The sequence below is a fragment of the Chitinophaga sp. LS1 genome (genome assembly GCF_034274695.1).
Taxonomy (GTDB): Bacteria; Bacteroidota; Bacteroidia; order Chitinophagales; family Chitinophagaceae; genus Chitinophaga.
Window position 1 is genome coordinate 3,448,315 of sequence record NZ_CP128362.1, and the last position, 14,657, is coordinate 3,462,971.

A 14,657-nucleotide genomic window follows, 5' to 3' on the forward strand; every position below is an offset into this window, starting at 1 on the left:
GCAAAACGGTTTTGCGTTTATTGTAAAACTGTAATTTGTTTACCTGCAGGCAGGTTCAGTTTATCCAGTGCCTGTTTGAGGTCGTTGATGAGATCTTCTGCATCTTCAATACCTACAGAGAGGCGGATGCAGGAATCGACCAGACCTGTTTTCTTGCGGTGTTCTTCCGGAATATTCCGGTGTGTCATAGTAGCTGGATGATCCAGCATACTCTTTACACCACCAAAGCTTTCTGCGAGTTTGAACAGCCGGGTGGTGTTCACTACTCTGATTGCATTTTTGATGTTGTCACTTTTGAGAGAAAAGCTCACGAGTGCACCGTATTGCTTTTGTTGCTTACGGGCGATGTGGTGGTTTTTGTGCGATGCCAGTCCGGGATAGAAGACCTTATCCACAGCGGGATGTGCAGAGAGCCAGGTGGCGATGGCCATAGCATTGCTACATTGCTTATCGAGGCGCAGGCAGAGGGTTTCAATACCTCTGATCGTAAGCCATGCTTCGAAGGGACTGAGTATACTTCCTGAAATATTTTGATTGAAGCGTAGCTGATCGGCCAGTGTTTTGGTGTTGACTACTACCAGTCCTGCGATTACATCGGTATGCCCCGCGAGATATTTGGTAGCACTATGTATCACGATGTCTGCACCCATTGGAATAGGTTGCTGCAGCAGTGGTGTACAGAGGGTATTGTCTACTACCAGCAGTACATTGTGCTGCTTGGCTATCTTGCTGATGGATTTGATATCGGATACGCGTAATGTAGGATTGGTGGGCGATTCCAGCCAGATCATTTTTGTATTTGGTGTGATGGCAGCCAGTACTTTGTCGGTATTGCTGGTGTCTACAAAGTTTGCTTTGATGCCAAAGCGTTCAAACATATGCTGGAACATCTGGAAGATACCGCCATATGTATCTTCGACAGCCATGATCTCATCTCCTGATTTTAATAGTTTCATTACCGCATCGATCGCGGCCATGCCACTGGCAAAGGCAAAACCTGCGTGGCCTTCTTCGAGGCTGCAGATAATGTTTTCCAGCACCTTGCGGGTAGGATTGTTGGCACGGGAGAATTCAAACCCTTTGTTGATACCGGGTGATTCCTGTACGAAGGTAGAGGTCTGATAGATGGGGACGGAAATGGCGCCTGTCAATTCATCTATCGGGATACTATGTAATAACTGTGTAGCTATTTTCAACGCAAAGTAATTATACGGTTATGAACAGGTGGTTCAGAACGATAACTACCCAAAATAAAAAAGGCTCTCCCGTAGTTGGAAGAGCCTTTTCAGTATTATTAAGTACGATGAAAATGTCAATCTCTGCCAACTTATCTATCTCCGGTTATATGTATAACCGAAGCCGGAATTAGCACCTTTCCCTCGTTTGTTAAACAAGGTTGGTTGCTAAGGCATCGCAGGGCCAAGTCCCTCCGCCTTTCTGGATAAGTCATCTATAAAGAACTGGGTGCAAAGTTAATGGTAACTCTATCAGATTTCCAAAAAAAGAAAAATTTGGAAATCTGGTGTAGAGAATGCTAAATTTATTAGTAAAGATGAATTTATGACCATTGTTCAGATTGCCCCGCTCCTTACAGAGGAGCTGTTCCAATATATTTGGCAACATCGTTTGTTTACCCTTTCCCATTTGCATACGTTAGAAGGTGAGCCTGTGCAGGTACTTCAACCGGGAGTACTGAATACGAATGATGGTCCGGATTTTAGCAGTGCCCGGTTGCGGATAGGCGATACTATCTGGGCTGGAAATGTAGAATTGCATTTAAAGACTTCTGATTGGTACAGGCACAATCATCAGCGGGATTTACGGTATAAGAATGTGATTCTGCATGTGGTGTTTGAGCATGATCTGGAAGAGACGACGACGCAGGGAATTCCTTGTCTGGAATTGCAGTCGGCTATTCCCAAAATGTTGCTGAACAGGTATGCGCAGCTGAAGCATTCCGGTCATTTTGTGCCTTGTGGAGGGAATGTGGCTACAGTAGAGCGATTGATCTGGAGAAGCTGGAAAGACCGCATGCTGGTGGAGCGGTTAGAAAGCAGGGCAAATATGATGAAAGAGTGGCTGGACAAGAGCAGGAATAATTGGGAGGAGTGTTGCTACTGGGCGATTGCACACAGCTATGGGATGCCGGTAAATGGAGATGCATTTCTGAAGCTGGCCCAATCCCTGCCATATACGCTGCTGGTGCGGAATAAGCATAATCTTGTACAGTTAGAAGCGCTTTTATTCGGGCAGGCGGGAATGCTGGAGGGGCAGTTTGCAGATGATTATCCATTAGAACTGCAGGCAGAATATGTGTTTCTGAAGCGGAAATATCAACTGCTGTCATTGTTGCCTCATCAGTGGAGATGGTTGCGGATGCGGCCTTCTTCGTTTCCTTCGGTGAGGCTGGCTAGTCTGGCGGTATTGTTGCAACAGGGGAGGGACCTCTTTGCCCGGCTGCTGGAAATGAAAGATCTGCAACATTTTCAGCAGGTGCTGTTTGCGCAGCCGGAGGGCTATTGGAAGGATCATTACAGGTTCGATACCCCGGCGGTGGTTATGCGCAGACCAGGCATAATGGTAACGAGGAATGTGATCATCAATAGTATTTTACCATTGTTGTACTTATATGGCAGGGAGAAAGGATTGCCGGAATACCAGGAAAAGGCATTGGGCATGATGGAAACGCTGCCAGCAGAGGAAAACAGTGTGATGGAAGGTTGGAAAAAAGTGGGGATACTGGCAGGAGATGCTGCAGATTCCCAGGCATTGCTTCACCTGAAGCAGCACTACTGTGAGGAAAAGCGATGTTTGGAATGCGCAGTAGGATGCAAATTACTGAAGACTGGCATTGCCCTGTAACCATTTTACTCCGAGTGCGTTATATCTAAGGGAAGACGAGGCCGGGGGATAAAACAAATTTACACATGAAAGAAAAAACGTGTAGGTTTGTAACGATAAGTATACCAATATTACGCCCCTTACGTTTATTAGTAATGGTGGGCGATACAGTTAGACTCAGGATACTTTTGTTTGTAATTCGTGATGAGGCTGATCAATCATAATTTAATATTACTCCCTTAACAAAAACAAATCTATACAGGTGAAAAAATTACACTTATTCTTGCTTTTATTGGTAGCGGCAGGTGGATTGAAGGCACAGGACAGTAGCTCGTCGGTGAAGTCAGGAGTACAGCACAGGGAGCAGAAGAAGTCTAAGCCCGTTTCCTCATTTAAACAGCAGGAAGAACTGGAAAATGTTTATCAGCGTGAGTTTTCAGTAGGTGCACGTCTTAACACCGACGGTTGGAGCGGTTTCCTTGAAAAAGGATATCGTAGCAGCAGAACGAAAGTGACTTTTTTCCAGTTTGAATTTGCAGAGAAGAAAGATCCAAAAGAAGATAAGAAGTCTGGTGCGATCAAGGGAGTAGACCAATATGGATTTGTATATTCTGAAAAACCTTATATCTATGGTAAGCAGAATAACTTTTACCAGGTGAAGATTGGTATCGGGCAGCAAAAACTGTTAGGCGGTAAGGCGAATAAGAACGGGGTGTTGGTAAATGCCTTTTACTATGGAGGTCTTTCAATTGGGTTGCTGAAACCTTATTACCTGAATGTAGTTGATCCGGATGATGGTGTAACCGTAAAGTCTATCAAATATGGTGAAAGCGTAGCAGATAACCAGGCATTTCTGGATAGAAACTCTATCATTGGTGGCGGTGGATTTGGAAAAGGCTGGGGAGAGGTGACAATAGCGCCGGGTGTACATGCTAAGACAGGTCTTCGTTTTGACTGGGCCAGATTCAATGAAGTAGTGAGCGCGCTGGAGGTAGGTGTAAATGCTGAATATTATACCAAGGATATACCTATAATGGTTGGAAACGATCCTAAGAAGTTCTTTTTCAATGCTTATGTAGCTTTACAGTTTGGTAAGCGCTGGAATAAGAAGAAGTAAAAATGAGAAATAATATAAAAAGCGCTTTTGCCCCGGCAAAAGCGTTTTTTATTGGATTCCCTCAAGAAGTACTATTTTTGTAATCTTAAAGAAAGGATCAGAGATGCAAGAACCAATACTCACGACCGCAACACCTTGCAGTACAGCACCTGATGCTGCGCCTGCCCCCAGGACTAAAAAACCTGATTGGCTGCGTGTCAAATTACCAATAGGAGAAAACTACAAACAGGTTCGTAGCCTAGTAGATACCCATAAATTACATACTATCTGCGAAAGCGGAAACTGCCCTAACATGGGTGAGTGCTGGGGAGCCGGTACTTCTACCTTCATGATATTAGGAAATGTATGCACACGTAGCTGCGGATTCTGTGCCGTAGCCACCGGCAGACCAGAAGCAGTTGACTGGGATGAGCCTCAGCGCGTAGCAGAAGCTATCTTCCTGATGAAGGTGAAACACGCTGTGATCACTTCCGTAGACAGGGATGAGCTGAAAGATGGTGGTTCTATCATTTGGGCCAACACCATCAAAGCTGTAAGGGCGTTGAACCCTGAAACTACTATGGAAACCCTGATCCCTGACTTCAGAGGCCAGTGGGAAAACCTGCAGCGTATTATCGATGTAGCACCAGAGATAGTTTCTCATAACCTGGAAACTGTTGAGCGCCTGACCAAACAGGTGCGTATACAGGCTAAATACCATAGAAGCCTCGAGGTGATCCGACGTTTGAAAGACGGAGGTATGCGTACCAAGAGCGGTATTATGCTGGGTCTGGGTGAAACCAAAGAAGAAGTGATCCAGGCTATTCAGGATCTGTATGATAATGGTTGTGATGTAGTGACCCTTGGTCAATACCTGCAGCCTACACCAAAGCATCTGCCTGTAATACGGTTTGTACACCCGGATGAGTTTGCAGAGTACAGAGAGATCGGTTATGCAATGGGACTTGATTATGTTGAATCAGGACCATTGGTAAGATCCTCCTACCACGCAGAGAAGCATATCCATAGTGGGCGGCCAAATAAATAATTAATCAAGTTTATTAAAATCCATCAGCGGTGATGGATTTTTTTATTTCCATCATATCTTCGCATCTCAATTGCGATTAGAATATATTTGTAAAAATAGGCGTGTATTTTATAACCAGTAGACCTTGAGTTACTATCCCAACTGATTCATCAGTTGTCAAATTAATTGACAATCTGTTGATTTATAGAGATAGAAAATTTAATTGAATAGTTATCTTCGCAACACATTTTTCAAATTGTTTCAGGGAAATATGCGGATATTTCCCGGTATATGCCCATATATACGACCAGAACCGCAGCTTACACCTACATTACCTGCAACCTACCTGTTTGATTGTTAGTACATATTGATCTGTGCTTAGCTGGGTATAGTGTGTCTTATTTAAATCTTAATTAATTACTGCGCAAGCAAAGAACATATAGCATTATTGCTTTGTTCTACGATTGGTCTAAAGAAGAAACTGATTGTCAAAACCTTTTATGAAAAGAGTAATTTATCTGACCGCCATGTTGGGAGCGGGGCTTGTTAGCACCTCATCCTCTGCACAGCAGGTATCTGATTCCGTCATGCCAAAAGCGTCTCTACACGATTGTATCCAGTATGCGCTTATCCATCAGCCAGTGATGAAACAAACACTGCTGGACCAGGAGATTGCGGAACATACCATTAAGAGCAAACTGGCAGACTGGTATCCCCAGTTGAATCTGGCCGCAGGCCTGAACCATTATCTGAAGTTGCAGACGTCTTATTTTAACGGTGCAGCCATCACCACTGGTGTGACGAACACCTCTTCTGCCGCCTTTACTTTAACACAAAACCTGTTTAACAGGGATGTATTGCTGGCCAGCAGAACTGCTAAGGTAGTACGTCAACAGGCTGTGCAAAATACTACCAGCAATCAGATCGATGTGGTATCCAATGTATCCAAAGCTTACTACGACATGCTGCTTACCAAAGCGCAGGTAGCCGTGCTGGATGAAGATATCGTGCGTCTGGAGCGTAGCCTCAAAGATGCCTACAATCAGTACCAAAGCGGTATTGTAGACAAAACCGACTACAAGAGAGCCACCATTTCCCTGAACAATGCCAAAGCGCAAAAGAAAACAGGGGAAGAATCCCTGAAAGCCAAGAACGCTTTGCTGAAACAGTATATGGGCTTCCCGGCAGACTCTGTACTGGATGTGAAATACGATACCATTCAAATAGCGCAGAGCATACAGCTGGATACCAACACAACTGTTACTTACCAGAACAGGATCGAGTACCAGTTACTGCAAACCCAACGTTCACTGTTGGAAGCAGAACTACGCTATAATAAATGGGCTTACCTTCCTACAGTATCAGCATCCGGTAGTTATACTTTCGCCTACTTCAACAAGGATTTCGGGAAGTTGTATAATAACAACTATCCTAACTCCCTGGTAGGTCTGACTGTATCGATGCCTATCTTCCAGGGTTTCAAACGCACCCATAATATCAAGATAGCTGAGCTGAACATCAAACGTACCGACTGGGATGTAGAATCACTGAAGCAACAGATCAATACACAATATACCCATGCAATGGCCTCTTACAAGAGTAACCTGAACGAATATTTCGTGCTCAGGGAAAACATGGATCTGGCCAAAGAGGTATACAACCTGATCGATCTGCAATACAGGGAGGGGATTAAGACCTACCTGGAAGTGATCACCGCCCAGACAGACCTCCGCTCCGCAGAGCTGAACTACTATAATGCTATGTACACCGTATTATCCAGCAAGATAGACCTGGAAGTGGCATTGGGTACTTTAACACCATCAATTCAATAAATGATAAAACTGGCTGATTGCAACAATCAGTCATTGAAAGGACAAATATTTTCAGATGAAAACAAAGCAACACATTCTCCTCATTGGCGCTACAGGTATGTTTTTTCTGGCTTCCTGTAAAGGTCCGGCACAAAAAGGTGCTATGGTAATGCCTCCAACCAAGGTAAATGTTACGGCTGCTACTATGGGACAGGCTATTTATTATGATAAATACCCGGCTACAGTGGTGGCGCTCAACCAGGTGGAACTGCGTGCGCAGGTAAGTGGTTATATCACCGGTATCTTTTTTAGAGAAGGGGAGGTCGTGCAGAAAGGAAAAGCCTTGTATGAAATAGACCGTCGTAAATATGAAGCTGCCGCTCGTCAGGCAGAAGCGAACCTGGCTAGCGCAAAAGCGACACTGGTACGTGCACAGAAAGATGCGGACCGCTACCACGAACTGGCTAAGCAGGATGCGATCGCCCGCCAGACGCTGGACAATGCTGATGCAACACTCGAAACCAGCCGTGCAAGCGTAGCCGCTGCCGAAGCAGCATTGGCCTCTGCCCGCACTGACCTTGATTTCTCCATTATTAAAGCCCCTTTCACTGGTCGTATTGGTATCTCCCAGGTAAAGCTGGGTGCACAGATTAGCCAGGGAACCACATTGCTGAACACCATGTCCAGCGAAAACCCGATTGCGGTTGATTTCGTGGTGAGCGAAACTGATATTCCACGCTTTTCATCGATGCAGGGTAAGACCATCACTCCTGGTGACTCTACTTTCCGCCTTACACTGCCAGGTGGTACTGCATATTCTGAAAAGGGTAAGATCCTTGCCGTTGACCGTGGGGTAGATAACCAGACAGCTACTATCAAGGTACGTATCGAATTCGCGAATCCAAAAGATGAGCTGAAAGATGGTATGAGCGCGGTACTGCAGGTATTGAATGCGCAGAGTGGTGAAAATGTGATCATTCCTTACAGAGCTGTAGTAGAACAGATGGGAGAGTTCTTTGTATTTGTAGCAAAAGATACGATCGCTGAGCAGCGTAAGATCCATCTGGGTCCAAAAATGAGGGACCTCATTGTTGTTACTGATGGTCTTAAATCCGGCGAAGTGGTAGTGACGGATGGTTTCCAGCGTCTACGTGATGGTGGTACAATCGACACTTCAGGTGTACCGAAACAAACACCGCAGGCTTCGGGCCAGGCTCCTAAAAAATAATCATAAACAGTTTGAGTTTGAATCAATAGAAGAAGATCATGATTGCAAATACTTTTATACGCAGACCGGTCACCGCGATAGTAATTTCTATCGTACTGGTGTTGGTAGGGATATTGGCGATGCTCAACCTGCCTATCGGTCAGTATCCTGAGATCTCACCTCCTACAGTGCAGGTAACAGGTACATATACTGGTGCAGATGCCCAGACCATTGAACAGACCGTAGCGACTCCTGTAGAAGTACAGGTGAATGGTACGCCTGGTATGACCTACATGACCAGTAACAGTACGAACAGTGGTTCTATGAGCCTTACTGTAAACTTTGAAGTAGGTACCGATATCAACATTGCGGCACTGGATGTACAGAACCGCGTGGGTATCGCTCAGCCAACCCTGCCTCAGGAAGTACAACGCTTAGGTCTTACGGTAAGAAAACGTAACCCCAGTATCCTGATGCTGGTGGCCTTATATTCTCCAAAAGGTTCACACGATGTAACCTTCCTGGATAACTATACGAACATCTTTATTAAAGATGCCTTGCTGCGTGCAAAAGGTGTGGGTGATATCTTTACCCGTGCGGATGACTTTAGTATGCGTGTGTGGCTGAAGCCTGATAAGCTGGCTGAAATGAACGTATCTGCCGATGAAGTGAAAGCTGCCATCACAGAGCAGAACGCGCAGATCGCAGCTGGTTCAGTAGGTGCACCACCGCAAAAGGCTGGTCAGACTTACGAGTACAACATCTTCGTAAAAGGTCGTCTGGCAAATACCGAGGAGTTTGGCAATATCGTGATAAAGACCCAACCTAATAACGGTGGTATTGTGTACCTGAAAGATGTAGCCCGCGTAGAACTGGGTAAATTCAACTACACTGGTAACTCCTTTGTAGATGGTAAAAGAGCTTCTTACCTGCTGGTTTACCAGGCACCAGGTAGTAACGCGATCGAAACTGCCGAGAATGTGACTGCCGCTATGGAAGAGCTGAAGAAAGCTTTCCCTGCGGATGTGGATTATGTAGTACCATTCGAATCAGTATCTGTGGTAAAAGTGTCAATCCACGAAGTGGTGGAAACACTGCTTGAGGCCCTTGCACTGGTGGTGATCGTGGTGTTCCTGTTTCTGCAGAGCTGGAGGGCGACCATCATTCCGGTGTTGGCGATTCCGGTGTCTATTATTGCGACGTTTATCTTCTTTATACCACTGGGCTTTACCATCAATACCCTGACCCTGTTCGGTTTCGTTCTGGCGATCGGTATCGTGGTGGATGATGCCATCGTGGTGGTGGAGGCGGTCCAGCATAATATGGACCATGAGCAGATGTCCGCGAAAGATGCCACCTTACAGGCTATGAAAGAAATATCCGGTCCGGTTATCGCGATTGCGTTGATCCTGGCAGCGGTATTTGTACCAGTAGGGTTTATCCCTGGTATCGTAGGTCGTTTGTACCAGCAGTTTGCGATCACAATCGCGATCTCTGTACTGATCTCCGCTTTCATCGCGTTGTCTCTGACCCCTGCATTGTGTACGCTGATTCTCCGTCCTATGCACCTGGATAAGGATTCAAAAGGCCTGAACAAATTATTCTATCGCTTCAATACCTGGTTTGGTCACGTAACCAGCCGTTATTCACTGGGGGTAAAGAAAAGTATCCGTTGGGCAAGATATGTGATGATCCTCCTCCTTTGTATCTGTGTGGGTGTGTTCATGTTGTTCAGATCTAAGTCTACAGGGTTCATTCCTACAGAAGATGATGGTCGTCTGTATATTACATTTGACCTGCCGGAATCTTCTTCTACAGAGCGTACAGTAGAAGCGTTGCATGGTATGATGCATGCTTTGGATAGTATACCGGGTATTGGTCACTATGCCGCATTGGGTGGTTTGAACGTAATTAGCTTTGCGACCAAGTCAAACAGTGCGACCATCTTTGTACAGCTGAAACCATGGGATGACAGAAAGTCTAAGGAAACACAGATCCAGGCAATTGCAGCTAACATCCAGGCGAAATTATCCCGCTGGAAACAGGCATCTGTTTTAGTAATTCAACCGCCGGCTATTCCGGGGCTGGGTAGTACCGCAGGTTTCTCATTCATCCTGGAGCAGCGTAGTGGTGATCCTGATATCAAGGCATTTGAAGGGGTATTGCAGAAGTTTACTGCTGCGATTAACCAACGTCCGGAAATAGCAAGGGGTTTCTCCTTCTTTACCGCACGTACACCGGGTTATCAGTTGGATATAGACCGTGAAAGAGCGAAGAAGATGGGTGTATCTATTTCTTCTATTGCTACGGCGCTTTCCACTTATATGGGTAGCTCTTATGTGAATGACTTCACTATCTATGGCCGTAACTTCCGTGTACTAACACAGGCAGATTCAAGCTATCGTGGTGATATTAAGGATCTGAGCCAGATGTTTGTGAAGAATACAAACGGAGATATGGTGCCATTGAGCGCTGTTACTAATTATAAAGTGACAGAAACTGCGCCGGTAATTTCTCACTATAACCTGTTCCGTTCTGCGGAAATCAATGGTGCTCCTAATCCTGGGTATAGTAGTGGTGATGCGATCAATGCACTGAAAGAAGTAGCTGCACAGGTATTGCCTGAAGGTTATGGATATGAGTTCTCTGGTCTGAGCCGTGAGGAGTTATTGTCTGGTAGTAAGACGGTGTACATTTTCGCACTGTCTATTGTATTCGTATTCCTCTTCCTGGCAGCGTTGTATGAGAGCTGGTCTGTACCGTTCTCCGTACTGTTGGCGGTGCCGATAGGTGCGTTTGGTGCGATCCTCACGCTTACCTTCCTGCCAAAGATCAGTAATAACGTATATGCACAGATTGGTTTGATCACATTAATTGGGTTGTCGGCGAAGAATGCGATCCTGATTGTGGAGTTTGCGAAAGAGCGTGTGGATAGGGGGATGGAACTGGTAACGGCAACGGTAGAAGCTGCGAAGCTGCGTCTGCGTCCGATCATCATGACCTCTCTTGCGTTCCTGTTGGGTATTCTGCCGCTGGTGCTGGCTACTGGTGCGGGTGCCGAATCCCGTAAGACGATGGGTTGGACTGTATTGGGTGGTATGTTCACTGCTACCTTCCTGGCGATCTTTATTGTACCAGTGTTGTTTGTAACGATTACAAGACTGGCTTATGGTAAGGAAAAGCTGAAGGAGATGCAGGATAGCTACAAGGTGATGCAGGACCATATGGATGTGTAAGGAAAATAGCCGTATAGCTAAATAAAAAGCCCGCTCAATTGAGCGGGCTTTAACATTTTACTTACCAACCACTTGTCTGTAGTATAGCAAAATGGCTAACAGGGACAGGGCAATCGAGGATAGAAAGAATATCAGGAATATTTTCCATCCTATATGAACAGTTATTTTATTTGCTGGTGGCGCAACAACTGTATACACCTTACTTTGCGCACGGGATGACACATTTGCTTGCCTGGTCGCTTCTTCCAAGGCAATCCTCTGCATGAGAGCAGTTTTGATATGTGCTGGAGGCATTGGTGCATCTTTAAATGCTGCCCGCTCCATACGACGTTCTACTTCTTCCATTTCATTATGTAATTCAGGAAAAATGTTCAAATGAATGTGCAAGTCTTCCTCCTCTTCCATGGTGGTAAATCCAAGGAAGTGTTTTTCGATTAGGCCATCTGATATGTAACGCTCGTATTCCATATACTTATTAAGGTTTTCTCTCAAGTTAACATGTCATCCACTCAAAGGATGGAGAATAAGCAATTTTCCACGGCTTTGCTAAGGTGATAAAAATGTCAGACAAAAAGTTGTCCAAATTAGTGAAATAAGAAAAACCTCAAAAAAATTTTGGATTAAGGGCTCATTATCCCTGTTATAGGTATATATAAATGATTATAATGTGTTCCCCTAGTTATTTTTCTTCTTGAAAATGTTACCTATTCCCTTTACCGCCTCTTTTCCAGCATTCTTCAAATCTTCTGTTTTGTTAGAAGTAGTAGCACCTGTTGTATCCTTCTTCCCTCCCAATAGCTGCTTGGACAGCTCTTCTTTAGCTGCTTCTTTTACGGTGGTCACAGCCTGGTTCTTTACTGAATGCAAGGTATCTTTGATCGCTGTTTTTACTGTATCTACCTTATTTTTTACTAAAGTAGCAGCCTGATCTTTCAGGTTATTCACCGTATTACCCGCAGTTTCCTGCAAGTTAGTTTTATATGTTGGTTTTAAAATATTTCCTCCCAATAAAACATTCAAATGAATACTATCACTTACGTTTACGGGTATACCTTTATTACTGGCCTGTGTGGCAAGGCTGGTGATCAGGGCATCACCCTGTTTGCCAATCACACTTCTTGGCAGGGTCATCAACATCGTATAATCCAGTGATTGGTCAAAGCCATGTGAACCACCAACTTGCATGTGCATACCATTGAAATTCACAGTGAAAGGATTGATTTTCACTCTTCCGTTTTCAAAAGAGAAGTATGTTTTCAGGTCTTTCAGTGAAAGGTTTTTTAGTGCAGTTACATTCAGTGTATTTGCCAGCTGATCTACTACACCAAATTTCTGCAATGCACCTTCCAGTACCAGCAGGTTACCATCCCCGTTCAGGCTGCTCATTACCGGCATCATATCTTTGCCCAGCTGCCCTTTCAGGGTCAATTGAGAATTTACTTTACCGCCAATAAATTGGGCGATCGGCATTAATTTCTGTACTGTATTGAAGGATTTAAATGCCTCCTGAATATCTATCTGTTGTACATTGTAAGCCATGCTGATATCAGGTGTATTGGGATTTGTTTTGGTGCTGTATGTACCATTTACCTCCATGGTACCCTGCATGGCATTGGCTTTTACCTGCTGCATGGTAACGGTCTGATCTTTTACCAGCAGTGCCCCGGTTACATTAGTCAGGTCCAGTTTGTCATAATGTACTTTGTCTGCTGTAGCATTCAGGCTCAGGTCCAGGTTAGCAGGTACGGCAAATGGTGCGCTGGGGGTATCCGTAGCAGTGGTAGTGGTTGTTTCTGTGCCCATCCATTTATCCAGGTCGATCTGATCGGCTTTCACAGTCAGGTTACCATCCAGTGGTTCGTTTTTGAAAGCATAAGCCAGCATGTTATTCACCGCACCGTTGGCTTTGAAATTCGTACCCATGTACTGACCATCGAATGATTCAATTGTTACATTTTTAGGATTGAATTTCATGGAGAGGTTATTCACCTTCACGCCATCCGGATAGTCTTTGCTGCGGTACAGGAGGTTGGTCACCAGGATGCTGCCCGCTGCATAGAAACGATCGTATTGTTGCTTTTCGATTGCGCTCATATTGCCTTTGGCACTTACGTCTGCATCGACGATACCACTGAGTGCAGTTCCTTCTTCCAGTTTTACAAACTGGGTTACTTTAGATAGGTCCAGGCTACCTTTGGCAGCACCATCCACATACATGTCTGATACCGGCGTTTTTACCAGCAGGCGCAGGTCCAGCGGGGTATTATCCATATCCAGGTGAGCAGATGGCATGTCTACAATCGTATGATCAGGCACACCGTCAGGATTGCTGACCTTCAGGGCGATCTGTATATTCTTTACTGGTTTTGGCAGATCAGGATATTGGAAGAAACCATCTTTTACATTCAGATTGAGGCCAAATGCCGGCATCTGTGTAGCACTGTAAGTTCCTTTTACAAAGCCGTCAAATGATGCAGTACCCGAAGTTTTAATCTTATCAAAGTCTGTCATGAAGATGGCCGGTACCAGTGAAAGGATGTCTTTGAACTGGGTGGACGGCGCTTTCATACTCAGGTCCATTCCATAAGTGCTATCGTTTACCAGTGTGAAAGAACCCTGTGCAGTGAGCTGCAGGTTATTCAGACTAGCTTTAGCCTGCTGGATGGTATATGTGCTGGTTTTGTTATCTATCTTGATGTCTGCATCCATTTTGGTATGGGTACGCAGCAGGTAGGGGATGAGGCCAAAACGGAAAGTGATGGCTTCTGCTTCGGTGCTGGTACTGAGGATAAAGAGATCCTGTGTGAAATCTCCTTTGCCTGAGTGATCCAGGTTTTCAATGATGAGTCCCATATCTCCCTGGCGGTCAGTATACTCGATATACGCATCTTCGATTTTGTACTGTTGCAGGCTCATAGCAAACTTAGTAGAAGCAGTATCAGCTGGATTGGCCTGTGCAGTATCTGGTTTGGTAATGTCCCAGTTGGCTTTACCATCTTTGTTGATGATGGCGTGAATGCGTGGCGCTTCGATATTGATGTTATAGATATCGTAGGTTTCGCCTTTGATTACGCTCATCAGATTTAATGCCACATCGATTTTTTTCACGGAGATCAGGGTATCTCCAACAAAAGGTGCGCGATTTACAACCTGCAGGTCTTCCAGTGCCACGGCAAGGCGGGGGAAGTGTCTGATCAGACTGATATCTACATCTTTGAAGTCAACGTCCGCCTCCAACTGTTTATTCAATTCAGTTTTTACGATGGACATAATCTTTCCCTTGAACAGGAAAGGAATGGCAATTGCTGCAGCTACTAATACGATCAGCAATATACCCGTTATTTTCAGGATCTTCTTTAACATGTGGCAGATATAGGTTTATATATTCCGATTGAAGATAACAAGTAATACCGTATTCTTCAAATTACCTTAATTTTGC

The 14,657-nt window shown here is 44.9% G+C and carries 9 protein-coding genes and 1 riboswitch; of the genes, 6 read left to right on the forward strand and 3 right to left on the reverse strand.

What is annotated here, in order from left to right; translation table 11 throughout:
* Nucleotides 1–17: 17 nt before the first annotated feature.
* A complete protein-coding gene (locus QQL36_RS14370) occupies nt 18–1,196 on the reverse strand; it encodes a trans-sulfuration enzyme family protein (RefSeq protein ID WP_083720752.1) in 1,179 nt (392 codons plus the stop codon).
* 128 nt (nt 1,197–1,324) lie between these two features.
* Nucleotides 1,325–1,448: riboswitch (SAM riboswitch) on the reverse strand.
* 112 nt (nt 1,449–1,560) lie between these two features.
* Here QQL36_RS14370 and QQL36_RS14375 point away from each other — a divergent pair.
* From QQL36_RS14375 to QQL36_RS14400, 6 genes are all read left to right on the forward strand, one after another.
* The gene (locus QQL36_RS14375; protein WP_083720750.1) at nt 1,561–2,862 is read left to right on the forward strand and encodes a DUF2851 family protein; all 1,302 of its coding nucleotides are present in this window, start codon (nt 1,561–1,563) and stop codon (nt 2,860–2,862) included.
* A 241-nt stretch (nt 2,863–3,103) separates the two neighbouring features.
* Nucleotides 3,104–3,958 carry a hypothetical protein gene (locus QQL36_RS14380; RefSeq protein WP_143708700.1) on the forward strand — a complete coding sequence of 285 codons (855 nt, stop codon included), beginning with the start codon at nt 3,104–3,106 and terminating at the stop codon, nt 3,956–3,958.
* Nucleotides 3,959–4,061: 103 nt separating this feature from the next.
* Nucleotides 4,062–4,985, forward strand: a complete 924-nt coding sequence (gene lipA / locus QQL36_RS14385; protein WP_235643428.1) for a lipoyl synthase — start codon at nt 4,062–4,064, stop codon at nt 4,983–4,985.
* Between the two features lie 479 nt (nt 4,986–5,464).
* Entirely contained in the window at nt 5,465–6,796 is a 1,332-nt protein-coding gene (locus QQL36_RS14390; RefSeq protein ID WP_321570086.1) for a TolC family protein, read from the forward strand.
* Between the two features lie 55 nt (nt 6,797–6,851).
* The gene (locus tag QQL36_RS14395; RefSeq protein WP_321570087.1) at nt 6,852–8,003 is read left to right on the forward strand and encodes an efflux RND transporter periplasmic adaptor subunit; all 1,152 of its coding nucleotides are present in this window, start codon (nt 6,852–6,854) and stop codon (nt 8,001–8,003) included.
* Nucleotides 8,004–8,041: 38 nt separating this feature from the next.
* Entirely contained in the window at nt 8,042–11,218 is a 3,177-nt protein-coding gene (locus tag QQL36_RS14400) for an efflux RND transporter permease subunit (protein ID WP_083720743.1), read from the forward strand.
* A gap of 57 nt (nt 11,219–11,275) precedes the next feature.
* Here the strand turns inward: QQL36_RS14400 and QQL36_RS14405 are convergent, their stop codons facing one another.
* Nucleotides 11,276–11,686, reverse strand: coding sequence for a hypothetical protein (locus tag QQL36_RS14405; protein ID WP_321570088.1), 411 nt, complete (start codon nt 11,684–11,686; stop codon nt 11,276–11,278).
* A gap of 207 nt (nt 11,687–11,893) precedes the next feature.
* On the reverse strand, nt 11,894–14,581 hold the full coding sequence (locus QQL36_RS14410; protein ID WP_321570089.1) for an AsmA-like C-terminal region-containing protein: 2,688 nt from the start codon (nt 14,579–14,581) through the stop codon (nt 11,894–11,896).
* Between the last annotated feature and the right edge of the window lie 76 nt (nt 14,582–14,657).

Bases quoted from the DNA above. Each gene is read 5' to 3' on its own strand.
- QQL36_RS14410 (WP_321570089.1), bottom strand. From the start codon at position 14,581: ATGTTAAAGAAGATCCTGAAAATAACGGGTATATTGCTGATCGTATTA.
- QQL36_RS14395 (WP_321570087.1), top strand. From the start codon at position 6,852: ATGAAAACAAAGCAACACATTCTCCTCATTGGCGCTACAGGTATGTTT.
- QQL36_RS14375 (WP_083720750.1), top strand. From the start codon at position 1,561: ATGACCATTGTTCAGATTGCCCCGCTCCTTACAGAGGAGCTGTTCCAA.
- lipA (WP_235643428.1), top strand. From the start codon at position 4,062: ATGCAAGAACCAATACTCACGACCGCAACACCTTGCAGTACAGCACCT.
- QQL36_RS14390 (WP_321570086.1), top strand. From the start codon at position 5,465: ATGAAAAGAGTAATTTATCTGACCGCCATGTTGGGAGCGGGGCTTGTT.
- QQL36_RS14405 (WP_321570088.1), bottom strand. From the start codon at position 11,686: ATGGAATACGAGCGTTACATATCAGATGGCCTAATCGAAAAACACTTC.
- QQL36_RS14400 (WP_083720743.1), top strand. From the start codon at position 8,042: ATGATTGCAAATACTTTTATACGCAGACCGGTCACCGCGATAGTAATT.